The organism is Quyinboa sediminis (genome assembly GCF_042219855.1).
In the GTDB taxonomy this organism is placed as follows: Bacteria; Bacteroidota; Bacteroidia; order Bacteroidales; family UBA5342; genus JBHJHP01.
In genome coordinates this window covers 392345-418915 of sequence record NZ_JBHJHP010000001.1, presented here as the reverse complement: position 1 = coordinate 418915, position 26571 = coordinate 392345, and the positions used below count along the sequence as shown (strand labels likewise).

Annotated in this window: 22 protein-coding genes; 12 read left to right on the top strand and 10 right to left on the bottom strand. The window is 37.9% G+C overall.

The window, feature by feature from the left end:
* Positions 1 to 191 precede the first annotated feature (191 nt).
* The 5 genes from ACE1EF_RS01780 to ACE1EF_RS01760 all read left to right on the top strand — a co-directional run bounded on the left by ACE1EF_RS01780 (position 192) and on the right by ACE1EF_RS01760 (position 9907).
* Positions 192 to 3512 carry an arabinofuranosidase catalytic domain-containing protein gene (locus ACE1EF_RS01780; protein ID WP_375718889.1) on the top strand — a complete coding sequence of 1107 codons (3321 nt, stop codon included), beginning with the start codon at positions 192 to 194 and terminating at the stop codon, positions 3510 to 3512.
* A gap of 97 nt (positions 3513 to 3609) precedes the next feature.
* Positions 3610 to 4809, top strand: coding sequence for a vitamin K epoxide reductase family protein (locus ACE1EF_RS01775; protein WP_375718888.1), 1200 nt, complete (start codon positions 3610 to 3612; stop codon positions 4807 to 4809).
* Positions 4810 to 5295: 486 nt separating this feature from the next.
* Positions 5296 to 6927, top strand: a complete 1632-nt coding sequence (locus ACE1EF_RS01770) for a tetratricopeptide repeat protein (protein WP_375718887.1) — start codon at positions 5296 to 5298, stop codon at positions 6925 to 6927.
* Positions 6928 to 7005: 78 nt separating this feature from the next.
* Positions 7006 to 7710 (top strand): T9SS type A sorting domain-containing protein, encoded by a 705-nt coding sequence (locus ACE1EF_RS01765; RefSeq protein ID WP_375718886.1) that lies wholly within the window; start codon positions 7006 to 7008, stop codon positions 7708 to 7710.
* 16 nt (positions 7711 to 7726) lie between these two features.
* The gene (locus ACE1EF_RS01760; protein WP_375718885.1) at positions 7727 to 9907 is read left to right on the top strand and encodes an FISUMP domain-containing protein; all 2181 of its coding nucleotides are present in this window, start codon (positions 7727 to 7729) and stop codon (positions 9905 to 9907) included.
* A 346-nt stretch (positions 9908 to 10253) separates the two neighbouring features.
* Here the strand turns inward: ACE1EF_RS01760 and ACE1EF_RS01755 are convergent, their stop codons facing one another.
* The 4 genes from ACE1EF_RS01755 to ACE1EF_RS01740 form a co-directional block, all read right to left on the bottom strand.
* Positions 10254 to 10907, bottom strand: a complete 654-nt coding sequence (locus ACE1EF_RS01755; protein WP_375718884.1) for a glycosyltransferase family protein — start codon at positions 10905 to 10907, stop codon at positions 10254 to 10256.
* 472 nt (positions 10908 to 11379) lie between these two features.
* Entirely contained in the window at positions 11380 to 12252 is an 873-nt protein-coding gene (locus tag ACE1EF_RS01750; protein WP_375718883.1) for a phosphatidylglycerol lysyltransferase domain-containing protein, read from the bottom strand.
* A gap of 165 nt (positions 12253 to 12417) precedes the next feature.
* Positions 12418 to 13236 carry a hypothetical protein gene (locus tag ACE1EF_RS01745; RefSeq protein WP_375718882.1) on the bottom strand — a complete coding sequence of 273 codons (819 nt, stop codon included), beginning with the start codon at positions 13234 to 13236 and terminating at the stop codon, positions 12418 to 12420.
* A gap of 408 nt (positions 13237 to 13644) precedes the next feature.
* Positions 13645 to 13896, bottom strand: coding sequence for a DUF2061 domain-containing protein (locus tag ACE1EF_RS01740; protein WP_375718881.1), 252 nt, complete (start codon positions 13894 to 13896; stop codon positions 13645 to 13647).
* Positions 13897 to 14067: 171 nt separating this feature from the next.
* Here ACE1EF_RS01740 and ACE1EF_RS01735 point away from each other — a divergent pair, with 171 nt between their 5' ends.
* Entirely contained in the window at positions 14068 to 14349 is a 282-nt protein-coding gene (locus tag ACE1EF_RS01735; protein ID WP_375718880.1) for a hypothetical protein, read from the top strand.
* Between the two features lie 282 nt (positions 14350 to 14631).
* Positions 14632 to 15489 (top strand): Cbp1 family collagen-binding glycoprotein adhesin, encoded by an 858-nt coding sequence (locus ACE1EF_RS01730; RefSeq protein WP_375718879.1) that lies wholly within the window; start codon positions 14632 to 14634, stop codon positions 15487 to 15489.
* A 20-nt stretch (positions 15490 to 15509) separates the two neighbouring features.
* Here the strand turns inward: ACE1EF_RS01730 and ACE1EF_RS01725 are convergent, their stop codons facing one another.
* From ACE1EF_RS01725 to ACE1EF_RS01715, 3 genes are all read right to left on the bottom strand, one after another.
* Positions 15510 to 15656, bottom strand: coding sequence for a hypothetical protein (locus ACE1EF_RS01725; protein ID WP_375718878.1), 147 nt, complete (start codon positions 15654 to 15656; stop codon positions 15510 to 15512).
* Positions 15657 to 15838: 182 nt separating this feature from the next.
* A complete protein-coding gene (locus ACE1EF_RS01720; RefSeq protein ID WP_375718877.1) occupies positions 15839 to 16270 on the bottom strand; it encodes a c-type cytochrome in 432 nt (143 codons plus the stop codon).
* A 55-nt stretch (positions 16271 to 16325) separates the two neighbouring features.
* Positions 16326 to 17615 carry a PQQ-dependent sugar dehydrogenase gene (locus tag ACE1EF_RS01715; protein ID WP_375718876.1) on the bottom strand — a complete coding sequence of 430 codons (1290 nt, stop codon included), beginning with the start codon at positions 17613 to 17615 and terminating at the stop codon, positions 16326 to 16328.
* 597 nt (positions 17616 to 18212) lie between these two features.
* Here ACE1EF_RS01715 and ACE1EF_RS01710 point away from each other — a divergent pair.
* The 5 genes from ACE1EF_RS01710 (at position 18213) to ACE1EF_RS01690 (ending at position 24642) form a co-directional block, all read left to right on the top strand.
* A complete protein-coding gene (locus ACE1EF_RS01710) occupies positions 18213 to 19361 on the top strand; it encodes a COG1470 family protein (RefSeq protein WP_375718875.1) in 1149 nt (382 codons plus the stop codon).
* Between the two features lie 2 nt (positions 19362 to 19363).
* Positions 19364 to 20320, top strand: a complete 957-nt coding sequence (locus ACE1EF_RS01705) for an ABC transporter ATP-binding protein (protein ID WP_375718874.1) — start codon at positions 19364 to 19366, stop codon at positions 20318 to 20320.
* 50 nt (positions 20321 to 20370) lie between these two features.
* Complete coding sequence (locus ACE1EF_RS01700) at positions 20371 to 21408, top strand: ABC transporter permease (protein ID WP_375718873.1); 1038 nt, start codon at positions 20371 to 20373, stop codon at positions 21406 to 21408.
* A 257-nt stretch (positions 21409 to 21665) separates the two neighbouring features.
* Entirely contained in the window at positions 21666 to 23090 is a 1425-nt protein-coding gene (locus tag ACE1EF_RS01695) for a pectate lyase family protein (RefSeq protein ID WP_375718872.1), read from the top strand.
* A 103-nt stretch (positions 23091 to 23193) separates the two neighbouring features.
* Positions 23194 to 24642 carry a vWA domain-containing protein gene (locus ACE1EF_RS01690; protein WP_375718871.1) on the top strand — a complete coding sequence of 483 codons (1449 nt, stop codon included), beginning with the start codon at positions 23194 to 23196 and terminating at the stop codon, positions 24640 to 24642.
* Positions 24643 to 24741: 99 nt separating this feature from the next.
* Here ACE1EF_RS01690 and ACE1EF_RS01685 read toward each other — a convergent pair whose 3' ends face one another.
* The 3 genes from ACE1EF_RS01685 to ACE1EF_RS01675 are packed head-to-tail and all read right to left on the bottom strand — an operon-like array spanning position 24742 to position 26568.
* The gene (locus tag ACE1EF_RS01685) at positions 24742 to 25413 is read right to left on the bottom strand and encodes a hypothetical protein (protein WP_375718870.1); all 672 of its coding nucleotides are present in this window, start codon (positions 25411 to 25413) and stop codon (positions 24742 to 24744) included.
* Positions 25410 to 25781 (bottom strand): GntR family transcriptional regulator, encoded by a 372-nt coding sequence (locus ACE1EF_RS01680; RefSeq protein WP_375718869.1) that lies wholly within the window; start codon positions 25779 to 25781, stop codon positions 25410 to 25412. The genes ACE1EF_RS01685 and ACE1EF_RS01680 overlap by 4 nt, the downstream gene beginning before the upstream one ends.
* A 1-nt stretch (position 25782) precedes the next feature.
* The gene (locus ACE1EF_RS01675) at positions 25783 to 26568 is read right to left on the bottom strand and encodes a hypothetical protein (protein ID WP_375718868.1); all 786 of its coding nucleotides are present in this window, start codon (positions 26566 to 26568) and stop codon (positions 25783 to 25785) included.
* Positions 26569 to 26571: the final 3 nt, after the last annotated feature.

Sequence of the window (26571 nt, the reverse complement as noted above, 5' to 3'; positions counted from 1 at the left end):
TTAACTAAAAAACTGAAGTTTGGTTTACGTTGCTTTTCGTTGCTTTTTGTGGCAATAAAGTGCTATAAAGTGGTTTGCTGTGAAGAAACCTTTCAGATTTTAGTATAAAAAAATAAAATCGATTATTTTTATATGTTCCTTTAAATGGGAAACTTACAAACCACAACAATATCACAATTAAAAAAGGTACCATGAAAAACAAAAATCGACTTTTACTCATTCTTTCATTGACTCTTGTTTTACCGGCTACTTTAATGATGATTCTGGCCATGTCCGGAGTCGGAAGTAGTGCGGTTCCCCAAAGACCGGAAGGTCCGTGCGATGTGTATGCCGCGGGAGACTGTCCGTGTGTGGCAGCACACAGTACCACACGCGCCCTGTATGCATCGTATAATGGCCCGTTATATCAGGTCATGCGTATGTCCGATGGGAAAACACTGGACATTGGCGTTGTACAACCCAGCGAAGGTGATCCGGGCGGTTATGCTGATGCAGCTGCACAGGACAAATTCTGTGCAGATACCTATTGCTGGATCACAATTCTGTATGACCAGTCAGGCAAGGGAAATCATCTGATACAGGCTCCACGTGGTGGTACCGGTGCCCCAACAATGATGGGCGGTTTTAACAGCCTTCCTATTGCGGATATGGCACCCGTAACGCTTATGGGACATAAAGTTTATGGTATTTTCATTGAGCCGGGAATGGGCCTTCGTTTAAATGACACGAAAGGAACGGCAGTGGATGATCAGGCCGAAGGTCAGTATTGGGTGATTAATGGTCTTCATTATAACGATGGCTGTTGTTTCGATTATGGTAATGCCGAAACTGACAGCCGGGATGACGGTGACGGAACCATGGAAACCACCTACTACGGTAATGCTCCCTACTGGTATCACGGACAGGATCAGGGACCATGGATCATGACAGATCAGGAAAATAACCTGGTGGGTTGTGTTAATCCTGATCCAAGAGATAAATACTGTGCAGACTTACCCAGCATCAGCTGGCGTTTTGTGACGGCCACAGCCGATGGTGAACCACACCACTGGAGGTCAATGGGAGGAGATGCACAAAAAGGCGATCTTCAGGTGATGTATGATGGACAACGAATCATTAATGACAGAAACAGTTATGACCCGATGCGTAAGCAGGGTGCCATACTTCTGGGTAACGGTGGCGATAACAGCAATGCTTCACAGGGTACTTTCTACGAAGCTGCCATGACGGCTCCCGGAACATTTCCATCCAAAGAGACAAACCAAAAACTTCAGGCTAATATTGTTGCTGCAAAATACGATGTACAACGGGTAAGCATTACACCGGCATCAAAAACAGGTATGCCTCCAGGACTGCAAACCTTTACACCTAATTCATCTCAAAATACTACCGTAACATTTACCAACACTACCGGAGAAGCTATCAAAGATCTTACATTGAGTATATCAGTACCTAAAGGATGGAAGTCTGTGGCATTAAACTCAGAAAAGGATTCGAAGAAATTTAGCGGTAAAATTGCACCGGGAGCCAGTGTAAGTGCAACCTTCACGGTGACTTCAGGTTCAGATGCATTTAATGGTGACCTGGTTGGAAATGCAAAATGGACAGGTTCCACACAAGGAAAATCACAGTCAGAAACTGCTATAGAAAAGGTAAGAAATGTGAGCCCTGTAAAAATTAATGAGTTCCGGATTAGCGACGGATCCAATTCAACAAACACCTTCATTGAACTCTATAACTCAGGGAATGATAATGTTGACATTTCAAACTGGACATTGACGGAACATGCCACACAAATGCCAGTCTTCACAACAGTTCAGATTCCGGAGAAAACAGAACTGGCGCCTCACAGTTTCTACCTGTTGGGACTTTCCAATTCAGGGTTGGCCGTTCCGGTAAAAAAAGGCGAATCAACTATTTATGTTCGAAGCACAGAAGGCATGTCTGTTGGCGATGAAGTGATCATAGGCCAAGGTTCAAATAAAGAGATCAGGAAAATTGCAGGAATATCAACTCCTGCTGAACCCGAAAACGATCCGCGTCGGAGATGGCGTCGGGGTACTCCGGGTCAGACCAACATATGGCAACCGGTGCCCGACGGACCGGTGGTTACCTTCCCTGCCGGTTCAAACAGTATTTCTGTTAACAGCGTAGATGGATTCGAAGTTGGCCAGAAAATGGCGATTGGTTACGGAGCGCAATACCCTGTGGTTGGAACTGCTGTAGAAAAATACGAGGTGGTGACCATTACCAAAGTTGGGAAGCCCGGAACACAGGCCTGGCTCTCGATGGATGCAAAAGCAGGTGACACTAACATAAAAGTATCTTCTGTAGAAAATATTTCTGTTGGCGATAAAATCAGACTGGATATCGATAGTGAAGGCCATGGAATAGAATGGGTCGTTGTTAAAAGTGTGGGAACAGCTTCTTCCCGCAGCACATTTGCCGGACCATTAGGTGAAAATGATAACCCGGGAACCGGTCTTGAACTGGAAAAACCGTTGAAATTCGATCATGCGTCTAACATGCCGTTTAGTGCCTGGGGAACAGGGATCAGCTTTGAACCAAAATCTAAATTCGATCATTCAAGCAATGAACCTGTACAGGCACTGCATACTAACATCAAACTGGATAAAGCTCTGGCGAATGATCATGAAATGGAAGAGGTTGTTCTTGACCCAAAAGTGACAACTGCAGGCTACCAGGGACCCCGCAATCCGGATCAATGGTTCGGAGGACCGGCTCTTTCTTCCCGTTCGGGCAGCATGGTATTGCGTGATGCAGAAAACAATATCGTTGACGGATTAAATTACGGGGCACTTGTAGATCCTTACCTGGCAGAAGGGTACCAGGCTGTTTCAGGGGCTCGTGAATATGGCTGCTTTGCTCCTACTCCTATCGGCAGGGGAAGCTTCCGTTGGTTTGGTGGCGGTTCCGTATCCTTACCGGATATCAGTACAGGTCGTTATCCTGATGGTGCTGATGAAGACAGTAACTGCGGTGATTTCCATACACAAACAAGTACCTCGATCGCAATTGCTTCTGTTAAAGGTGATGAAAACCTTAAAGTCTCTGGTGTAAACGATTTTACTCCGGGCCAGAAGGTTGTTGTCGGAAGTGGCAGCGAAAGTGAAATAGCTACCATAGCTCTTATTGGTACAGCCGGTGGAACAGCCGTAGCTACAGCTACAAAAGAAGGTGATACCGTTGTTCCGGTTGAAAGCGTGGATGGATTCAGTGAAGGTCAGACCATCACAATTGGCAGTGGTGCCAATAGCGAAAAAGCAGTTGTTGCGTCAGTCACCAACAGACGCTTCCGTCGCAACAACAATAATGATAATGGTCCAGGTATCTTTATCACGGTTTCTGCTCCGCTAAAGAGTATACACAACAGTGAAGAACCGGTTTCTGGTACAGGAATCACATTTTCAAAACCTTTGGTTAAAAATCATGAGATTGGAACCATTATTGCCAGCAATATTCCAACTCCGGGAGAACCAAATCAGTATTAATTACAATTATCATTGATAAGATACTATATTTAAGAACTCCGCTGCAAATCAATCTACCTTATTGCAGCGGGGTTCTGTTTTAAAAGAAGAAGGTGCAATGATCCAATATTCACAGGATAAAAATAACTGGCCGTTCTGGCGACTTTTATTTACCGGGCTTAACGTACTGGCCATTGGTTTAAGTCTTGTTTTAAGCTGGGATTATTTTACTGAAGGAGCAATGCCTGGCTGTGGCAGTGGCAGCTCCTGCGATCAGGTATTAAGCAGTCGCTGGTCAACGCTGGCAGGCCTTATTCCTGTTAGTGGTATGGCACTGGGGGTCTACCTTGCCATACTTGTAGCTGGTTTAAACATAAGTAATTCTGTTGAATTATCGGTTCGACGCCTGTCATGGAGTGTAATGACGTTTCTGGGAGGTGTGATTATTGGCAGCGCAATCTGGTTTACCGTATTACAAAAATGGATCATCGGAAGTTTCTGTATGTATTGTATGACAACTCATTTTACAGGCGTATTATTGTCAGCTTTAATAATCCGGAGAGCATTTAAAGCATATGAAACAACCAAAAAAGAAAAGCAATTACTGAAACCTAAACGCATAATTGTTCTTATTCTGACCGGACTGATTGTGTCAGGACTTATGGCAGTTTACCAGTTCAGGTATACGCCGTCTGCTGATGTTCACGAAAGCAATACGCAGGAATATACCTTAAAAACTGATTATAGAAATGTACCCATAATTGGTTCCCCGGATGCACCGTATATTGTTACATTGCTTTTTGATTATCAGTGCTCACACTGTCAGAAATTACACTTTATGTTGGATGAGGCTGTTCGGCAGTATAACGGTAAACTTGCATTTATACTGCGCCCAACACCCTTAGAACACAGCTGTAATCCTTTTATTCCTGTCAGTACAACAAACTTTAAAAATTCCTGTGAACTGGCAAAAATCGGATTAGCTGTATGGCGCGCGAATCCTGAGGCTTTCTCCACGTTTGAAAACTGGATGTTCACCTTTGATTCAGGTAACTATTGGCGTCCCAGAACACTTGAAGCTGTTAAGTCAAAGGCTGCTGAATTAGTAGGCACTGAAAAATTAGAAACTGCCCTGGCTGATCCATGGATTGAGCGGTATTTACAAAGCAGTGTGCAACTGTTTGGACAAACCCTGCAGAATGGCAGAGGAGCAATACCCAAACTGATTTATGACTCAAAATGGATTATTCCGGAACCATATAATGCAGACGAACTTGTAAGTATTCTTCAGGAAAGTCTGGGGATTCCTAAAAAGTGAATTGAGCCTAAATGCATTGAATAACAGCACTGTATTAAAATTTTTATTAGACCTTCCCTCCTGTTTTTCAATATCAGCATGTTTTATTATATCATATATTCTGAAACATCAGATAACTAATTTCTGTCTATACCAACAGGTCATAATTACACAAGCATTTTTTTAATAAATAATCTTCTATTGATTCTATTATGATTTAATTATAATCTTATCATAAAGTTAGTTTACTATTTCTCCATCATCAAAATAAAATATATGATATTCAATCATTTTCAAGCCTTTACTGCAAAAATGTTTGTTATTTATTCTTAAATTTACATACCCAAAATCCCATTTGGCAATACCGTAACGATGTAATTAAAGCTACCTGCTAGAAACTGAGACCGTGAGATAATGAAAATTATCCATGAAGGATGTTCTCAACGTAATTTATCAACAACAATTACATTCATATGCCATGCCTTAAAAACTCCTTATACGTGCATCATGAATCGAAACAGCCCCATTTATTACATTGCATTTTTGGCTTGTTTGGTGCTGATATCTGCCTGCAGAAAGGATAAATTTTCGCCTGACAATGATTCAGATAATGGGATCGTACCTCCGACCCCCAATGAAATATTATCCAAATATTCAGAATCCCTTGAATTAGAGCTATCTGGATCAGATATTGAAACCATTCAAACATATACTAATCAGTACCCATTATCAGCAACGGGGGGTAATCCGGATATTGTAGTCAATCTTGATAAATCCATGGGGACCGATTTAATGCCTGCCATTCATCAACGTGACTGGGCATATGCTTACCTTGGATTACAATATACCCTTGTTGGCGGTTTGGTTTCAGGAAAAGAAGATTATTTAGACAAAGGCTTGTGGTGCTTTATCCAGGCAGCTCTATTAAACCCGGATGAAGCTGAACATCTTACTAATATTGCTTTTCATCTGAATATGAAAGATGAATATCAGGATGCAAAAGTCCTGCTGATAAAAGCTAAAAGTCTTATTCCTGATGACTCTGTCATAGTAATGTTAAGCAACAATCTTGCCTACAGTTATGCTTATTTAAATGACTATAGTGGAGCCATTTTTGAAATAAATTCTGCTCTTTCTGTCTGGCCCTCCAATGATTTTTTGTTGGATAAATATAAACTGTATGCAAAAGGTCTGGCAAATAACAGCAATGTACCATCAGCACCTATGACTTGTAATGAAATTAATCCGGATATTGAGGATTATTATGTAGAAATTGATATTTCAAAACTCTCTGAGAATGGGCAGTCATTTTATGCGGAAGTTTTATTAGAGTCATTTTTAACCTACGTGTTTGAAATAAGCTATGTCCCTATAGCTTATTTACCAAATAGTTTAAATGATGATATAGACTTGTTACCAGAACTTGGGCAACTACAAAATAAAAGGTTGGAATGTCTGAAAAATACCACATCTCCACAAGATGCGTGCGAAAATTGTGAAACACCTTATGAACAGGGAATGCATATATTAGCCGTCAATTTATGTAATGAAGTAATAAATTCAACTTACTATTATCACTCAAGATGCTTAAAACTAATCGAGTCAAATAAATATCACATTATGGCTCTGATATCAGGCAACTCAGATATCACCAATAACGACAAACAACTTCTTTACCAGTATACCGAAAACTACTTTCTTTATGAAATTTCTAAAATATGGTATATAAGTACAGGCAATCTTTGTGAAGCGAAGGATTTTGAGTTAGAATACCGTCCTCATCTCGACTGCTATGCATTCGTCTTCCCTGAACCGGAATTACCGTTTGGCGGAAATCTTTCGATCTGGTTCGGGATAGGCTCTTTTACAATTGATGCCAACAACGGAAACATTGAACTGCAACTTGGTCAGGGCTGGCAGGGTAGCTTTGCATGGAACTTTAAAACGAATACCCCGACGATTGGTGTGGGGTATGGCCTGAATCTGGATAAGATAATCGAACCTGGGGCATTTATTCGATATACACCCGGTAAGGGTATGGTTGCTTCCATTGATATTAATCCAGGATTCATGTTTGTCCTGCCAAAATACCAGGCACCGTCAATCCCAATTGCAAAACTGGGCTGTTTTATGAACTGATAGATATGTCTTTAATGGTTAGACATATAACTGAATTTTAAATGATTGTGCAGTGAATTCCCATAGAAATAAATAGCGATGATTCGGTTTTCTCTCATTTGTTTTTTGATTGTTATAAACAGTATTTGTAAAGCTAACTCTTCAGGAGAGTATATTAAACTACCAGATTTAGTAACACTCGAAAATGAAGAGCTTTCCGATTATGTTATTAACACTATTAAAATCCAGGAAATTAATCTTTCCTGGCACGAAACTAAGCCGACGATCAATTTAAAAATTAAACCATCTGTTCTTGCATATTATAATGACAGCATTTTATTAGATACATTATTTGCAGTTCAGACTGTAAATGACTATGCGATAAGTTGGTTTGTTGATTCTGTCGGTACCTTAGTTCGTATTAATAATAACACATTTAAAGTGACAACAGATTCTTCCCTTTACTTATCTATATCAGAAGCTAATGGATGCTCATACCTTGAAACTATAAAAATAGCTGTAAAAAATTCAACCGGAAATACACTTTATTCGGAAAGTAATTTTGAAATAAAGCTTTATCCAAATCCAAATCGGGGAAGATTTAAATTGAGTATCAGAAATGCCAAACCAGGTATTTATGATCTTAAAGTAAACGACACATTAGGGAAACAGGTTTATTCCAGAGAATTCAATATTGATAATCTCACTGATTTCTTTGAATGGAATCTTATACCTGGATTTTATATTGTTACGATACACTATAACAAAGCAAAAATTAGTCATTTACCAATGATTGTCTATTAATTACAAATTATGCTCCATGAAAAAGGTAGTTTCTCTCTGTTTTATTATATTCATTACATACAACTTTGCAAGAGCACAATATTATGTAACAATAAAGGATGATAGTACCCACATGGAAATTGATTCAGTTGTACTCAGGGTAGAAAATAACTATGATCTTATTAAATGGCAGGTTAGTACTGATTCAATGAATTGGATTGATGTTGATGAAGGTAACACACATGTGGTCTGGATAGATCGTGTTGCCGGTTACAGAGCTGTTTCAAAAAATGAAGACTGTCCGGTAATATCAGATACCATTTCAACTGGGATAATAAAAGTTAAGGTTGACAATACATTCGCATTAGATAATCAGGGAAAGGTATACGAACTTCCATCCGGATTAAACATTGTAGTACCGCCAAATACAGTTTTAGAACAAAATTTATTATGCATTGAAGAATTTGACTCTGTTCAGGCAAAGCAAATATTACCATTTCCAGTGGATTCAGGTAAATCGTTTATTTATGCCATGAAATTTAATCCTATCGATACTACATCTCTCCTGAAACCAATAAAAGTCAGAATCCCAGCTTCAAAATATAATCGGGGTGATTTACCCAGAATCTTCTTGTTTAATTCAGAAACAGATGAATGGACAAATTATACAAATGACATCATATGTAACCGACCATCCGGTTATATTGAAATAACATTAAACAAATTGCAGCCATTCAGGATTGATGCATATCCGAAAGGACTTCTTATTTCCGAGGAAGAGAACACACAACTTAAAAGTATCAGTGAGCCGAATTTTGCTAAAATTTCACTTGATTCATGTTATGATTTGATAAGGGTAAGAACAACAGAATTTGATATGATATCTATTCACAAAAGTCAACAATGTTATTTTCTTGAGGATGAAGGCACCATTGAGTTTTTAAAAAAAGACTGCCAGAACAGACCAAAAGATTACTGGCATATTCGTGAAATTAGCAACAGTTGCATTCCTGAATTTGAAGTATTAATTGATGATGATCCAAACAAAGATATTATAAAAGTTGGTGATGATGTAGTACTCACATTTTTTACTTATATAATTACTAATGAAGGAGAAAAAATACGTTTACCAGAACAATATGTATACTATAAACTCCCTACAGAATTAATTTCAGAAAGTTTAATTAATATGACAAATAAAGATGGAAAATTTTCTATAAATGTAACAGCAACAGGTAAAAACCTGGATGCATTAATTAATTCGACAGCCCACTTTGAATATTGTCTTGAATTAATAGAGGCAAGATCAGAAAATACCTCTGAAAAAGCATGTCAACAAACGACAAAAAAGCTGGATGTGAGTTTGAATAAAAGGGTTTTTATCTATGATGACTGCACTGGTTCTGATGAAATCGACTGTACCTTATCGAGTGATTCAGTCGCATGTCAAATTATCAAAGATGGTTTACCCGAACCACAATCCCTTATGATTATGCCCAGTTACAGGGTTTTAGATTTTAACGAAACATATCAGGTTCCTGCATATATCGATTTCAAACCTTTTTCATCACATCCTTTAGCTTCTCAGATCAACTGGTCCTCCAGTGATAATAATATTGCAACAATAGATGATCAAGGTGTGGTAACTGCATATTCTACTGAAGGACATACTTATATTACTGCCAGTTTGTGTGACCTGAAAATAACAGATACCATTGAAGTTAAAAACATAATATGTAAGAATTCGGGGCTTTTAAAGGATAGTCGTGATGCAAATGAATACGATTTGGTAGAAATCGGCGATAAAATATGGATGGCTGAAAATCTGAATTATTATACGGGTACTGGTTCTCTGCCAAATACTTATGGAAGGTTATATACATGGACAACAGCATTAACAGTTTGTCCCAGCGGTTGGCACTTGCCTTCACATATGGAATGGGTACAGCTGGTAAATGTCCTTGGAATGAATCCTAAATGCATCCGGCCTCTTCCTGGTGGCTATTATGACTACTGGGGGGGCTTTTCATATGGGGGAGATAATAGTTGCTGGTGGAGTTCAACAGAAACTCCTGATAAAACATATGAACCAATGTTATCCACACTGCCTGGTTACTACCACGCATATGGACGGATATGGAACACTGATAAAAATATCTTCGACTGGATTGGTTTTTATAAGGTTCATGCATTATCTGTTCGCTGTGTCAAAAATTAGCTTTTAATGTGTGCCTTTATCTTAAAAAATGAATATTACATTATATATCGAATCCCAGGTCATGGAACAAGATATTACTAAGTAGTTTATTCTCCCTGAAGAATTTTATTACGGAACTAATTCTGTATTTCGGTTTTTGTACTATTTAAAAGACTAAAGTGACATATAATACAGTCTTTCCAGTCTAAATAAAGAACCCGGATCTGAAACTAATTATTAAATATTATTATAAAAAAAGAGATTGAAATGAAATTCAACCTCTTTTCGTGTGAATGCTTATTTAGTATTACCAATTCTGTTATTCTTTGCACATCACTATTATAATTCACCAGATGATAGTGATAGACTATGCGGTCAGGTTTTGACCTACCCTTCCGGATTCCATTCTGAAAGAATTTGAATTCCTCAGGTAAGCGTATGTATCCATGTAATATGGCATTACATCAGGTTGCATACTCAACAAGCGATAAAGCTCATATTCACTGCTAAATTTTAGTTTCCCTGATAAGATCCCCATTTTCAGTAACAACTCCCTTTTAATAAAGATAGCCGTATACATGGGCATGTCACCAAATGGGACCTGCCATTTTCTGTTCTTCGATATACGAAGGGAAAAGATGGAACTCAGGTTATTACTCCCGTTATACAGCATGTTTTTACCGTATATCAGATTACAGTTCATTTTATGAAAACTTTTTACAATTCGGGATAAACTACCAGTATCATATAATATTTCACCAGGGTTTAAAATACAGAGCAGCTCCCCTTCTGCCTCGTTTATCATTTTCATCAGGCCGTCATAAAAACTATCCCGAACAGAACAAATTTTCAACTTTTCCCTGTCATAAAAATCAGAAGGAAATTCTTCATTGCTTACAGACGATTTATAATAGCCAATCACATGTTCAATGCTATTATAAGTTTGACTGGTTATTGAATCCATTGTAAGATCCAGTAGCCTGTCATATTTAAAGGTTGGCGTAATAATAGATATTTTCATCACGATTCAATTTAAACTTTAACCAGTTTTCATTCATTTCATCAAAAGCCCGTTTACGGACTAAAGATGCTTTCAAATCACATGTTCTTATTACAGTAAACTACAAGCTGATGCAAAAGGAACTCAGGCAGCCTTATGAACAGTTCCGTTTCAATCAGCAGCATAACCAACAGTAGAGAACCAAAGTATAAACCAAAAGTGATCGGTTCAAAACAACTTAATCCTGTTAATAGTGCTGCTATTAATACTGCTGTCATTTTATTCATAATCCACGAATTAAGCATGAGTTATTCAAACTTTTATTTGTTGATTTCAATCATCGAAATCGTAGGCGCTAATTCAAACAGATAATAAATTTACGGTAATAGTGATATTCTTTCAATTGGTATTTGTACGCAAAAGGAATCCTTCGATAAAAGTGGGGTTTTTACCTATAAAACGGAATACTATCTGAGCAGATTTTACATATAGATCATGTTGGCAGTACTAAGTACTTGTCCAAAATGGCTACTGGGTGCATCAATAATTTTTTCTTACGAAGTCCTGGGATTCCAAGATCCTGACAAAGATTAAAATAGATACTGGTGATATCATGTTCGCAGTAAATCCTGTAACAATAGTCTGTTAGTCCCTGATAATTGTGATTGGACTTTTGAAAAAGTGCCACAGACATATCCGATAAGGTGTCGTCATATATTATGAACGATTCCAGTTTTCCGTTCAAATAGATGCAGTAACCTTTTAACAACCCTTCAAGCACCATATCAATACCCTCCACACATTCATGATAGTCCATGATATAACCAGTATCGACCTGCTTCTTCCAGATTTCAAGACAAGCATTAACATCTGATACATTGATTTCGGAAAGTGACTTAAACGTTACATTGTAGTCACGTTGTAACTTATTGACATAGTAGCGTTGTTTCTCGTATTTTTTTCCTGATGCATTCAGGAAATCTTCTTTTCTATAGAGGTAATCAGATTGGTCCCGATGTTGATAAACCTTGAGATTTGCTTCTGAAATATTTTTTAATAAATCTTCAACCTGATATTTACTCAAGGGATACAGACCGAATCCATTATTCAAAATATCATGAGCATATGATGAAATAAAATCCGGATCTAAATTCAGAGGGATAACAAATTTTTGATTGTATCGGGTTACTCCTTCCAAACTATCAGGCCATCTTAATGACAAAACATATTTGTATGTTTTTCTGAACAGGAACAGATTGTATAAAGATGATTCTGAAAATCTGGAACTTTGTATATTATAAAATTCTCTATTAGTAAATGAGAATTCATATCTTCTTTTCAGTATTTCCAGATTGTCAAAAGTCATACCAATATAACCTAATAACTATAAGTAAATTCATCATAAACATATTCAGATAAATCAATTTAAACAAATACTAAATTTAAGATAATGAATACGTTATATCAATAAAAAACAAAGTTTTGGGTGTAATTACGTAAATTAATGGATATTATAATGGATGCTTCCGACTTAATAACCTTTTATTCTCCATCTGATTTTCTTATAAATTCTGAACCAAAGATAATTACCGTATTTTTTTTCTGTATTATAACGTTTTTGTCCAGCTTGCGGTATCCTGTAGCTAAGTCCATCTGCTATAACCGTTTTACAAGGATGACAAATTCCGCAAGGTTTATTATTAATTGGTGTATGGCAAAACCAAGTCATCAACATAACCTCTTCCAGACCCATGGTTTTGTATTCTTTAAGCATATCCTGCTTTGTAATATCAAACATTGGATATGGAAAATGAAAACTTCCCATGACGTTAATTAAATCAGGATCAGATTTATCCTTATCCAGTTCATAATATTGCACTTCACCATTAGAAATCAAATTTATTTCTCCGTAGTTCTTAATACAATTGACTGTTTTACCAAGATCACTTTTTTCAACACTGAGTTCCAGCCCATAATTGTTTTTAGCAAATCTTGCTAACCAATCATATTGAGGTCCAATTGCTGTTTTCTGCCTTAATCTTTCATAGGAATGTGAAATGCTTTCATTCAGCTTTATGGCTTCAACATTTACTTTTACCAAAGGTAAAAATATGCATCTGGTTTTCTGATGATTAACAATAAAATCAGAAATTTTTTCGATTGCGTTCAACTCATTTGCTTCTGACTTTCTTCCACACAATATATAAATTGGTTGAACGGTAATATTTAATCTAGAGAGTTGTACTATTCTGAATGTGGAATCAAAACCTCCTGTCCAGAATACCTTTACTATCTGTTCTGTTTTTTTGACATTACTTATTTTTTCAGAATCAATAATTTTGGTTTCCATAATATCTTTTTTAACCTTTAATACTATTAGATTTCATAAAACTATGATGAAAATCAATATCTTTTTACAAACATTCTAAATATTTAGTATAATTACGTAAAACCGTAAACTTTGGTATACTTTTCTTATTTATCTATACTTATAAGACAATACACTTTATAAAATCCCATCTAACGATTACTAATTTTCTACCCTTACTTTTTAATACAATATTTCATTTTAAGATTGCCTTGCACATAATATTTTCTAAATTTGAACTGCAAATTGAAGCAAACTAAAACGCTGAAATGTTAAAAATGAGGTTTAAATTCGGGAGTTTGGCTTAATTTCAAAAAGTTAATTCACTGATTTTTAGACAAATAAAAATTGACTTACGTTCCCTCCAGCTTAATTAATCCTTAGAATTAATCACTTTCTCTTTCTGCGAAATAACGGTTTTGTAAGATGTTCACCGTCATTAATCACACCATAATTTGAATGATACCAGGCCCGTTCATGGAGGTAGTAAAGCACAATTTTAATCACAACATCAGCAGCACCAATGGCCATTCCAAAGTCCAGGTTTCCGGTTACAATCCACCCTATAATAAATGTAGTTAATGAAGCGACAACTCTCCAGGTAATGGCTTTTGCCAGATGGCGTTTTGGTAATACTGACATACTAATTTAATTTACTTAATATAATTATGATCGCGACAATATAATTAATATTAAGAGAAGAAGCTTAATTCTGATCAATTAAATAAAACAATGCAGAATTTAAAGTTGACTTTCAGCGATTAAAGAAGAGACATTTAATTATCTTTGGCCTGTGAAAACAAAGCATCAGAAATGAAAAAGATAATCCGATTTTTAATGGTATTACTTCTTATAGCCATCATACTTGCAGCCATAAGTAATCCTTCGAAAGATGAATTTACAGATTACTGTAAAACTGAATATGTCAACGATTCGGATTCAGGACTGGAAGGTATTATATCCCGGATTGCCAAAGGTGCAGTAGGAACCATTGCAGCGCAGGCTACAAGGCACAATTATGTTGTTTTTTCTGTTTATGAAATTGCTGATGTTCGTTTTTTAGGTGTCTACGGAAATTTTTACAAAATGGATTAATTGCCGTGATTCCTGCAGGTTCATGTCCTTAAATTTTTAAATTCATGTGTTTGTGGTCTTATTTCATTCTGATTTTATTAATTTACCAGATCAGGCTTTAAATTATAAGGTTCTGTCCTCAAATATTAACATGATTAATAATTCATAATTTTCTTCAGTATCCTACGCAATATCCTAATAACAGTTGTCATTTAATATGTTGGAAAAAAAGATATTATCTACTATTATTTCACAACACATAAAAAACAGATTACCTTTGTATAAATTTTAACTCCAAAAATTATGAAGCACTTAATAGTATTTTTCGCCCTGACCTTAATTGTAACATCCTGTATTAGCAAAGAAAAACACCAGGAGGAACTGACAGCAGTTCGTGATAGTCTGAACACTGTGGTTGCAAACCGGGATGCTGAAATAAACCAGTTTATGTCAGATTTCAATGAGATTCAGACAAATCTGGACTCCATCAAACAAATTGAGAATCTGGTAAAAGTTAAATCAAAGAATAAGGAGATTACCTCCACAACCAAAGATGAAATTATCAATGATCTTATCCAGTTGCAACAATTGCTGGATGAAAATAAAAAGCTGGTTGATAAACTCAAAAACATGCGGGTGGTAGATTCCAGAAAGCTAAACAATTTACAGAAAACCATTGATCTACTTGAAAAACAACTGACAGATAAAGATAATGATCTGGCAGATCTCAATGCTAAAATCGAAACCCTGAATATAGATGTTTCGAGACTAAAATCAACTGTTGAGGAATTGAATGCAGAAAGTGAACGCAAGTCACAGGAGCTTCTAAACCGTGAAAATACCATGAATCAGGCATGGTATATTGTTCAGAGTACCGATTCACTTATTGAAGCTAATATCGTAGAAAAAACAGGTGGTTTTATTGGATTGGGTAAAACACTGAAAGTTGATCAGTCTTTCAATAAGAATGACTTTACAATGGTGGATATCCGTACCTTTAGTTCAGTTCCTGTGAATGCTAAAAAGGCTAAAGTATTAACAGTACATCCTGAAGGCAGTTACCACTTTGAAAATGAGGACAAAATGGTAACATCACTGCAAATTGATGATCCCATGTTATTCTGGAGCGTTTCCAAATTCCTGGTTATAGCCAAAGATTAAAACAACAATTTTAATGTATATTAAAGAGCCGCAAGACTTAGTTTTGCGGCTCTTTTACTTATTGGAAGAGCAAAATGATAAAGTTTTTTATTGATGATTGCAGATGAAATGGTACAATTCTCTTTTGAAACTTTAATACTTCCTGTCCAGAGAAAGGAACTTCTCATGTTTAGAACTCCCTTTTCAGAAATGATATAAGCTGTTATTTAAATACCTGTTTTTTTGAACTCCTTTCGGTGTTTCAGCCAATAAAACCAACGGGATAAAAGAAAACAGCCACAGGAGTGTTGTACCAGAAACAAGCTTAATACAAAAGGCAAATGGAAATTATTAATGATGTTCAACCTACCTATTGCTCTGCTTTCATTTTCTCCCTTCTGGCCTTAACTTCCTCTGCAGACACAGCCTCAGCCTTATTTTCAAAATTACTACGGATATACGTAAGTACTTTGGCAATATCATCATCCGAAAGATGTGCAAAAGGAGGCATAGGATTGGCAAACGTTTCTCCTTCAATTTCAACATCTTCATTAAAACCTTTCAGTACTATATCAATCAGTTTTGATTTATCGCCGTTGACATAAGATGTATTGTGCAGTGTAGGTGCCAGATTAGGTACCCCACTACCATTTACCTGATGACAAGCCAGACAGTTCTGTCTGTACACCTGTTCGCCTGTTTTGGGTGCATCTTTTTTAGTATTCTGAGCACTTGCCATAAAAATAACTGCTCCGGTAATTAAAGCTGCGAGCAATAAAAATGTTTTTGATTTAAATCTCATGTAGTTTATCTTTTAAAGAATTCTTTTGTTTAATCCGTACTTTTCCTTTTAAGGGCTACTTATACATAATCCTGTAAATGGTACCATGGGCATCATCAGACACAAATAACGATCCGTCAGGCCCCTGTGCCAGACCGCATGGACGATGTTTGGCATCACCTGGAGATACAACATTTTGCATTCCGGCAAAATTATCAGCAAAAATCTCCCATTCTCCGGTCGGCTTACCATCCTTAAAAGGCGCAAATGCAACATAAAATCCTTCCTGCAACTCAGGAGCCCTGTTCCAGGAGCCGTGAAATGCTACGAAGGCTCCTTCCCGGTATTTTTCCGGGAACATGGTTCCGGTATAGAATAATAATGCATTTGGTGCAAGGTGTCCGGGGAAAGCCAGTACCGGATCAATTGCCGGCCCGTCGTACTCTGTTTTGCCGTCACCACCATATTCCGGGGCCAGCATTTTTTTGTGTTTTATCTGATCGTAATACATATAGGGCCAACCGCAATCATCTCCTTCATTAAGGGCATACATAGCTTCTGAAGGTAAATCAGCCGATTCCTGGGAAGTGTATAATTCAGGATACAAATCATGTAACTGATCTCTTCCATGCATCATAACAAACAACTGATCAGCCTGCCTGTTCCAGTCCAGGCCTACGACATTACGCAAACCGGTCGCAAATCGAATTCCATCTTCATAAGTTTGATCGATAGCATCAGCTTTAAACCGCCATATACCACCTGCCTGCTCCAGGATAGGGCATGGATCAATTCCTGGTGAGCCTTTAGTACGATCCCTTTCCTGACATGCGTTGGAGTAAGCTCCAATGTTGATATAAATATAACCGTCATTATCCAGTGTAAATGATTTTGAGTTATGCTGACGTCGGTCAATTAGTCCGCTGACTACTATTTCAGGTTGATCCGGATTCAGCACATGCTGCATATTATCCAGTTTGTAGCGGTAAACTGTGCTGTTGGAACTCGCATAGAGATAATCGTTATTCAAATAAATTCCCGTTCCACCATAATCGCCAAATCCTGCCTGTTTATCACTCCGTCCATCTCCATCCTCATCAGTTAAAAGCAGGATACCTTTACCGTCTACGGGCCTGTTCAGTTTAATGTATACCTCTCCCTTGTTCGTAACGGCAATGTGCCTGGCACGTCCCGTGTTGTCTGCTACTTTAAGTGCTGAAAAACCCTCCGGAAGTTTTAACTCCGCATTATCGGGATCCGCAGTAACCGTTGATCCGGGTGTTTTTCCTGTATTTTTTGCATCCATACAATTGGTCATTAATAACATTAAACCAATCATGGATGAATAAATAATAGTACGATTCATAATCATATTTTAAATCTGTTAAAACTTAGCTGTTGTTTATTTTAAAAACAGAATACGTTGCAATATGTTTGGTTTTAGGCCTTTATTATTAATATTTCCATATTTTCACAATGGTGTTCAATGTAAAAAATAAAACCGCATACTGGGTCCAACCTTTATCATCATTAAAAATGCGGTTTAATGAAATCACATCCAGTTACACACTTGATCTTCTGTTTAACGATGTAACGAAGAACGTTGGCATGGAAAGACAAATAAGGTTAACCAAACTGCATTTCCAAATATAAGAGCCATTTTGAACCCTCATAATTTACGATATAGATCACATGAAACTTTTGTATTCTATCGCTGAATCCAAATGAAAATAGGTGTCATCTCACCAGTACAAGTCCGTAATTCTTAAAGAACCTGAAATACGTTAAGCTTTGTGAATTTAATATATTTAACAGTAGCTTATAAAGCCTTGATTTATTGAAAAATAATTGTCAGGTCACCTTGCACCAAAGGCTTTAAGCTGTTATTATCGTTTCTTATTTTAAAACATGCATTTAAATTTGCAGACCATATTATTATGTTTATAAATATGGAGGGTTCTTTATGAAAAATCATACGCATCATTTCGTTCTGATTTCCCTTCTTACCTTTACCTTGTTGACATTACCAAACACATCCATCTTTGCTGCCGGAGTTGAATTACATACTCCTTTTGTCAGAATTTCTGTTCCACCGGGCGAGTCAGTTGACTACACCATCGATGTAAAAAACAGTACGGGCGAAACTCAGAATATTCCGCTTTACGTGACGGGTATTCCTAAAAGCTGGACCTACAGCCTTAAAGGTGGCGGTTTCAATCTGCAGGAACTTTCATTGTTACCGGGTCAGACAAGAACCGTAATGCTTAAGGTGGAAATACCGCAAAAAGTTAATAAGGGTGCCTATAAAATAAGTGTAGTTGCTAAAAGCTACGATGTATTACACCTGCAGATCAATGTCTCCACCCAGGGAACATATAAAACCGAATTCACTACGAATCAGATTAATATGCAGGGTCACGCAAAATCCAAATTCAACTTTACTACGAAACTACGAAATCTCACAGGCGAAAAACAGGAATACTCTTTCCACGCTTCTCCACCGGAAGGCTGGAATGTAATTTTCAAACCAAATTACAAACAGGCTACGGCTGTAGAGGTTGATCCCAAAAGCACTTCCAACGTTTCTGTGGAGATAAACCCGCCTTACAATGTCCGGGAAGGAACTTACAAAATACCAGTTAAAGCATCCAATAAAAGTACTTCAGCAGCACTTGATCTTGAGGTTGTTATAACCGGATCATACAACATGAACCTGTCAACACCAACCGGCAGGCTGAGTGATGAATTGACTGCAGGAAAGGAAAAACGGATAGAATTAACGGTTATCAACACAGGAACAAGCACATTAAAAAATGTGATCTTCAGTGCATCGAAACCACAGAACTGGGATGTTAAGTTTGAGCCGGACACATTAACTGCCGTTGTTGCAGGAGGAAATTCGAATGTTGTAGCGATAGTCAAAGCGTATGACAAATCCATTCCGGGCGATTACGCCGTCAAATTTTCTGCAAGAACCAGGGAAGTCTCGTCGGAAGCAACTTTCCGGTTTATGGTAAAAACCCCGATGTTATGGGGATGGTTAGGCATTCTGATCATTCTGGCCGTTGTTGCAGCCATATTTATGCTGTTCAGAAAATATGGAAGGAGGTGATTATGGATCACATCATTGAAATTTCAGACCTAACGAAAAAATATGGCGAGTATAGTGCTGTTAATCATCTGAGCCTGAATATTGCCAAAGGTGAAATATTCGGACTGCTTGGTCCCAATGGTGCAGGTAAATCCACTACAATCTTAATGCTGATGGGCCTTACCGAACCTTATTCTGGCCAAATCAGCGTGTGTGGGATCAACCCGGTAAAGCAACCAATTCAGGTGAAGAAAAAAGTGGGTTATCTTCCGGAAGATGTAGGTTTTTATGATGACTACAGCGGACTGGAGAATCTCATATATACTGCACGCCTTAATGGGCTGTCAAAATACGAAGCTGAAGAAAAGGCTAACCTTTTGATGGAGAAGGTCGGTCTTGGGCAGGAAAAGAAGAAAAAGACCGGAAAGTATTCCCGTGGAATGCGGCAGCGCCTCGGTTTTGCAGATGTGCTGATCAAAGACCCGGAGGTTATCATTCTGGATGAACCAACCCTGGGAATTGATCCCTCGGGAGTAAAAGAATTTCTGGAGATGATCGTGGAACTGAGCAGAAAAGAAAAGATGACCGTTTTGCTTTCCTCACATCATCTGTATCAGATACAAAAAGTGTGCGACCGTGTGGGCATATTTGTTAAGGGAAATCTTCTGGCAGAAGGTGATATACAAAGCCTTTCTTCTCAGCTTTTCACTAAAGAAAACACCTTTATTGAAGGCGATGTAGATATTTCTGACAACACTCAAAAAGAGTTGCTGCTCAAGGGGCTGAAAAATATTGAGAATATATCTGAGGTAAGGTTTGATCATAACCACTTCAATATTCGAGCACAAAAGGATGTTGCTGCAGAAGTGTCCAGATTTGTCATCAATAGCGGAGCAGGACTGCTTAGCCTGAATAAAAAAGTCCTGGGTCTTGATGACATTTATGAACGCTATTTTCAGGGTGCAGAGGCAACTATATGAATACAGTTAGCATTTTAAGCAGATTTAGTTGAATTTATAATTTTTCAAGCATGAAATTCAGTACAATACAACAAAATCCGGCATCAGATTTAACCTCATTTAAAAATTTATTCTCATCTACAGGAATGATTGAAAATCCGCTATCCTCCACGTTTTGGAACATGGTACGGAAAGAAATTTCGGATCATGTAAGAAGCTGGAGGTTTATTATACTTCTGATAATTATTTCTCTCACCTGCCTGGGCTCTCTTTATGTATCACTTTCAGGTTTTGCCGAGGTGGTAAAAAAAAGTGCTTCAAATGATGCGTTCTTTTTTCTAAAGTTGTTTACACAGTCAGACGGAACCCTTCCCTCATTTTTTGTTTTTGTCAGTTTTCTGGGGCCTTTGTTGGGAATCAGCATTGGTTTCGACGCTATTAATTCAGAGCAAAACAGGGGAACTTTAAGCAGGATTCTGGCTCAACCTGTACCACGCGATTATGTTTTGAATTCAAAATTTATTGCAGGCACTGTAGTGATTGCCATCATGTTTTTCTCGCTTAGTTTCCTGGTTATAGGAACCGGGCTGTTAGCACTGGGAATACCTCCCACACCTGAAGAATTTCTGAGAATAATGGTTTATACGCTTATAAGCGTTATTTATGTTTCCTTTTGGCTGAACCTGTCTATTCTGTTTTCCGTTAGATTTAAGCAAGCGGCCACATCTGCATTGTCAGGCATCGCAGTATGGTTATTTTTCACCGTATTTTATCCGCTTCTGTTGAATCTGGTTTTAAAGGGAATACAACCATCAAGATACGCTTTGCCCAGAACAATCTTCAGATATGAAACACTGAAATACGGACTTACGCAAATTATGCCAAATGAACTGTTCAGTGAGATCACCTCTACTCTTTTGGTACCTTCGGTGCGCAGTCTGGGCCCCTTAACCCAGGGACAGATACAGGGCGCCATCCCGGGCCCTTTACCTCTGGGACAAAGTTTAATGGTGGTCTGGCCTCAACTTACCGGACTGATTGCGCTTACCCTCATCTGTTTTCTCATCTCCTATTACATGTTTATGCGACGTGAAATACGGCCAAGATAAGCATAAATGAGGGCCCCCGCGGCATAGCAGACGGGGTAACAATAAAGAATTATTCGTTTAATCGTCCCAAGCGGCGGGAAATAAAACCCATAGATCATAGATCCCTCGACAAAAGCTCGGGATCGGTTCGACTTTGTAATTTCATTTCACTTCGTTTCTGAAATTACAGTCTCACTGATTTAAAGAGATAAGAAATGCTTTCGTGCTTGCAGGTATGCATTTATTGTTAATTTTATAGCCCGCTAACGAATATAATAATGAAAGAAAAAGCGCTTAAGACGATTTTAATCATATCTCTTTTTTTGATTTCGGCCTTGAACCAAAGTCAGACACCGGACTTCAGCATGATCGGTTTTGCTACGCTCAACGGTGGAACAACCGGTGGAGAGGGTGGTCAGATTATAACGCCAACCACATTTACCGAATTAAAGCAGTATGTTGAAGCGACATCAATACCTTATATTATTCGAATTACCAAAGAATTTAATACCGGTGTTGATACGTGGGTGGATGCAGATGGAAGTATCGTAAGCAGTGATACACCAGGTGCCATAGCAACAACTTTTGGAGCTGTTTTACGGGTAGGATCCAACAAAACACTCATAGGCATCGGTGATCAGGCCTTTTTCAACCGTATCGGACTGGTGGTTCAATGCCAGTCAAACATCATCATCCATAACATCCGGTTCACGATGAAAGATGTTCCTGCAACACGCGACGGTGAATATAAGATTCTGGATACGGACGGTGTCACCACAATCGGAGATCCAGACTGTATCGGTATTCAGGCTGATGCAGAAAGTATTCCTGAAGCGGAACGCATCAGCCAGCACATCTGGATTGACCATTGTGAGTTTTATAATGAGAACATTGATAACAAAGACCGGTACGACGGTTTGTTGGACAATAAGAACAATGTACAAAACTTGACTATTTCGTGGTGCTATTTTCATGATCACTCCAAGGCTATGTTGTCAGGGAAAGGCAGCAGCGATGATTATAACCGGACCATAACCTTTCACCACAACTATTTCTATAGAATCTACGGATCAAGGCTTCCTCTTTTGCGGTTCGGGCAACATCATTATTTTAACAATTTTATGGAGGATTGTGAAGGTGATGGTCTGGATCTGCGCATCAATACCAACTGTTACATCGAAAACAATTACTTTAAAGACTCAAAAAAGCCGGTATTCGGAAAACTTTCAGAAAACGGTCAGGGCCTGCTGGTTAACAATATATTTGAAAATTGTAGCAGACTTCCGGAAGGGATTTCAAATATTAACGGTGCAAAATCTGATCCTCTGAGCAGCAGTGAAGAGTTTGTGCGTGCCTGCATTTTCCTGCCTTCAGACCTCTATGATTATGCAGGAGTATTAACTCAAACTACCGATGTCCCTGCTATTGTGAAATCATATTCCGGTGTTGGTAAGATATCTGATGAATATACAAAAGTAATACAGGTATCGCCTCCTAAAACCTGGATCTGGGCAGGAGAAAACGGTATCCAAATTGAAACGGATCATGAGGGTATTATAACTGTTTTCAAGCTTGACGGGCAGAAAAAGCTGGAAACAGAGATTGCAAAAGGTACAACTGTCATTCCATTGCATGACCACGACATTTATATCATTAAGTTTCAGTCTCAATCATCAAATTATATTCACAAAATTTATTGGTAAAGATTCATTCCTGTTTAAATAAAAAACGGACTGGCACATTAAATGCAACCATTTTTAAGTAAGCTTCCTCTGTTACATGTCTAATAAATAAAAATATGTAACCATGAAACTTTACTTAAACCTTCTTTTCTTTACAATTCTTATTCTAATCATCAGCTCCTGCAGTACCGGGGATTATGAAACCGGCTTTTATGCATATTCTGATTTGCAGGGTATCCCGGGAAATGAACAGTATAAAGATTACGGAGAAAATCCGTTTGTAAATGTAACTGACGATCCTGTTTCCACATTTTCGGTTGATGCCGATGGCGGGTCATATGCCAATATGCGTCGTTTTATTAATTCCGGACAAAATCCACCTGCTGCATCCGTAAGAATTGAAGAATACATCAATTATTTTACATTCGATTATCCTGAGCCAACAGATGGTGAGAATGTGTCCCTGAATTCAGAATTATCTACCTGTCCATGGAACAGTGAACATTACCTTTTACGACTCGGCATGAAAGGAAAGAGCATTCCCGTTAATGAATTACCACCTTCCAATTATGTATTTTTGATTGATGTATCCGGATCCATGAGTTATGACGACAAACTTGAGACTCTCAAAGCCGGGTTTAAAACCATGGTGGATAACCTCGGTCAAAATGACAGAATAGCTATTGTAACCTATGCCGGTCAGGCCGGTGTGTTGCTCCAGTCAACCTCAGGATCAGAAAAAAGCAAGATTAAAAAAGCCATAGATAAACTGGGTGCAGGTGGCTCTACTGCCGGTGCTGAAGGCATTAAAACAGCCTATGTCATTGCAGAAGAAAACTTTATTGAGGGCGGAAACAACCGGGTAATTCTTGGTACAGATGGCGATTTTAATGTTGGTCCCTACTCTACTGAAGACCTTGTTGAATTGATTGAGGAAGAACGTGAGAGTGGTGTATATCTTACTGTTTTGGGAGTTGGAACAGGAAATCTGAACGATTACATGATGGAACAGGTAGCCAATAAGGGCAACGGGAATTATGAATATATAGATAATGCCAACCAGATAAAAAAGGTGTTTACCTATGAACTTGCAAAATTCTATACTGTGGCTAAGGATGCCCGCATACAGCTTACATTTAATCCGGACAAAATTGAAAGCTACAGACTTATAGGTTATGAAAACAGGCAGATGGATGATGAAGATTTTAAAAATGATTCAACCGATGCCGGTGAGATTGGTTCAACACAAACCATAACGGCACTCTATGAAATTGTGATGAACCCACAACATACCGATGGAACCTATGCTCAGTTTGACTTCAGATATAAAAAACCGGATGAGGAACAAAGCCGGTTGATCTCACATGAGGTCACCTCAGAACCGGTAAATATTGGCTCCGCATCTGAAAATATGCGGTTTGTATCAGTTGTAGCCGGATTCGGACTGCTGATGAAAGAATCTGACTACAAAGGTATAGTGAATCAACAGATGCTGATCGATCTGGCTAAAAATGCCAAATCGTTTGATCCACACGGCTATCGTCAGGAATTTGTTGAATTAGTTTCAAAATAGCTTTTCAGAACTAAGCGGAAGCAGGAAAGTACAACTCTCCTCTTCCGCTTTTTTATGTTATTCAAATTTTCCAAAGCTTAAAGCTTTGGAAAAGGTATTTTACGGATAACAGTAAAACCGGCTGCTTTTATCTTTTTTCATGTTTAAGATGTCGGCATTATTGAACCGAACCTCGGAATTATCCTTAATCTGTCCTGTTATTTCCGACATCATACACCTGACATTCACATTACTTCTGTCCGCATCCAGACGCATTTGGTCAAACGATCCGTTATAAGCATGGAACCGTGATTCTGACAGAGCAGCATTGACAACCTGTATTTTAGTGTCGTTGAATCCATTTATTTCACTACCGTTTAACCCTTTGTAATTTAATGTGTCCGCATTAAGGTTTGTGATCCATATCCGACTTCTGTTGGAGATTACATTAACCGTAGAGGGTTCTTTAATGTGAATGGTGAGATTATTATTCAAATCTGAGTGACTGATATACAAGGTGTCATTTTCACAATTGTAGTTTAGTTTTGCAATTATTGTATCAGGCTTAACCATAACGCTTAATTCTGATTTATCACCACCCTTAATTTTTATGGATTCTCCATCAACAGAAATATATTTGAATGACGGTAGTTCCTCAGATATGGTTTTATAATTCATCTGTTCCCTGTGCCTGGTTTCGTGATCAAATTGAGTAAGATATATTACAAAACCCAGAAAAATCAGTGCCAGAAGACTTATATAAGAGAATAGAATTATTTTACTTGTTTTCATTGTTTTATACATTTTTGCAGGTTAATAATTATGGGCTCCATCTCCTCCTTTGAAAGATTCAGCAGATCAACCTTTTTTATAAATTCAGGTAGCTCCTGCTCAAAAAATTCTTTCTTCCTGTTATTCAGGATTATCTTCACGGCATCGTCATTGATAAAAAAGCCGATGCCTCTTTTATTACTGATAATATTATCGTTCTGAAGTTCAGTATAGGTTCGCATTACGGTATTGGGATTAACCCCGATGTCAGCTCCCATCTCCCTTACCGAAGGTAATCGATCTCCGGGATGGAATACTTCATTCAGAATCTTCTCACAAATGGTATCACCAATTTGCTGAAAGATACTTTTGGTATTTTTAAATTCCATATTAAACCTCCTTCTCCTTTAACCTGAAAAATGCAGATGCATGTAAAACAAGAGTTGAAAAAACCAAAACAGACGTAACTATATTCATCCCGGTTTCTTTTGTTATATCAGGATCAAAACCATGTGCATGTGTAAAACCAAATATTTCATCCAGGATCCAGCCATATAACCAGTAGGTACCAATAAGCACTGCAAGAAAAATGATGGTCTTAAACAACGGAGCTTTTGAAAAGAAAGCAGATCCGGTAAACGGAATGGAAATTAAAAACAATACCATGGCATAGATAGTAACCTCTCCTTGTGTAAAGTGCACTTCCTTATGGATCATTTTGAATGGCGTCCAAAGGTTATATCCCAACTCATAATGAGTAGTTGTAAAGCTGTTAAATATGGCTCCTGCAAAATTGGCGGCCAGCCAAAACAGTACCGGAAATACAAGGATATAGATTAAAATCCTGAACAAAACTTCAAATAAATATTTTTCGGTCATTGAATTTGGTACCAGCAGATAATCCATGGTCTTTTTCGAATTTCTGAATGCAGGAAAAGCTGTTCCGGAAAACACAATTCCACAGATTGCAAAAAGAGCCAGAAAAAGAGCAGACTGTTTATTAATATCCCAGCTTCTGTAATTGCGATCAACTCCAAGGATGAAAAGGGTCACCGCTGTAATGGCAATAAATAATCCTGCAGAGGCGATTAATAGAAAAGACCGTTTCATGATCACTTCGCGTTTGATGAGTAAACCGAAACGTTTGATACTAAAAATGGATTGTATACTATTCATAAT

Excerpts from the sequence above, each read along its gene's own strand:
- ACE1EF_RS01690 (WP_375718871.1), top strand. The coding sequence starts at position 23,194 with ATGAAACTTTACTTAAACCTTCTTTTCTTTACAATTCTTATTCTAATC.
- ACE1EF_RS01740 (WP_375718881.1), bottom strand. The coding sequence starts at position 13,896 with ATGTCAGTATTACCAAAACGCCATCTGGCAAAAGCCATTACCTGGAGA.
- ACE1EF_RS01730 (WP_375718879.1), top strand. The coding sequence starts at position 14,632 with ATGAAGCACTTAATAGTATTTTTCGCCCTGACCTTAATTGTAACATCC.
- ACE1EF_RS01750 (WP_375718883.1), bottom strand. The coding sequence starts at position 12,252 with ATGACTTTTGACAATCTGGAAATACTGAAAAGAAGATATGAATTCTCA.
- ACE1EF_RS01780 (WP_375718889.1), top strand. The coding sequence starts at position 192 with ATGAAAAACAAAAATCGACTTTTACTCATTCTTTCATTGACTCTTGTT.
- ACE1EF_RS01680 (WP_375718869.1), bottom strand. The coding sequence starts at position 25,781 with ATGGAATTTAAAAATACCAAAAGTATCTTTCAGCAAATTGGTGATACC.
- ACE1EF_RS01720 (WP_375718877.1), bottom strand. The coding sequence starts at position 16,270 with ATGAGATTTAAATCAAAAACATTTTTATTGCTCGCAGCTTTAATTACC.
- ACE1EF_RS01735 (WP_375718880.1), top strand. The coding sequence starts at position 14,068 with ATGAAAAAGATAATCCGATTTTTAATGGTATTACTTCTTATAGCCATC.
- ACE1EF_RS01700 (WP_375718873.1), top strand. The coding sequence starts at position 20,371 with ATGAAATTCAGTACAATACAACAAAATCCGGCATCAGATTTAACCTCA.
- ACE1EF_RS01755 (WP_375718884.1), bottom strand. The coding sequence starts at position 10,907 with ATGAAAATATCTATTATTACGCCAACCTTTAAATATGACAGGCTACTG.
- ACE1EF_RS01765 (WP_375718886.1), top strand. The coding sequence starts at position 7,006 with ATGATTCGGTTTTCTCTCATTTGTTTTTTGATTGTTATAAACAGTATT.
- ACE1EF_RS01695 (WP_375718872.1), top strand. The coding sequence starts at position 21,666 with ATGAAAGAAAAAGCGCTTAAGACGATTTTAATCATATCTCTTTTTTTG.
- ACE1EF_RS01675 (WP_375718868.1), bottom strand. The coding sequence starts at position 26,568 with ATGAATAGTATACAATCCATTTTTAGTATCAAACGTTTCGGTTTACTC.
- ACE1EF_RS01725 (WP_375718878.1), bottom strand. The coding sequence starts at position 15,656 with ATGAGAAGTTCCTTTCTCTGGACAGGAAGTATTAAAGTTTCAAAAGAG.
- ACE1EF_RS01685 (WP_375718870.1), bottom strand. The coding sequence starts at position 25,413 with ATGAAAACAAGTAAAATAATTCTATTCTCTTATATAAGTCTTCTGGCA.
- ACE1EF_RS01775 (WP_375718888.1), top strand. The coding sequence starts at position 3,610 with ATGATCCAATATTCACAGGATAAAAATAACTGGCCGTTCTGGCGACTT.
- ACE1EF_RS01710 (WP_375718875.1), top strand. The coding sequence starts at position 18,213 with ATGAAAAATCATACGCATCATTTCGTTCTGATTTCCCTTCTTACCTTT.
- ACE1EF_RS01760 (WP_375718885.1), top strand. The coding sequence starts at position 7,727 with ATGAAAAAGGTAGTTTCTCTCTGTTTTATTATATTCATTACATACAAC.
- ACE1EF_RS01705 (WP_375718874.1), top strand. The coding sequence starts at position 19,364 with ATGGATCACATCATTGAAATTTCAGACCTAACGAAAAAATATGGCGAG.
- ACE1EF_RS01745 (WP_375718882.1), bottom strand. The coding sequence starts at position 13,236 with ATGGAAACCAAAATTATTGATTCTGAAAAAATAAGTAATGTCAAAAAA.
- ACE1EF_RS01715 (WP_375718876.1), bottom strand. The coding sequence starts at position 17,615 with ATGAATCGTACTATTATTTATTCATCCATGATTGGTTTAATGTTATTA.
- ACE1EF_RS01770 (WP_375718887.1), top strand. The coding sequence starts at position 5,296 with ATGAATCGAAACAGCCCCATTTATTACATTGCATTTTTGGCTTGTTTG.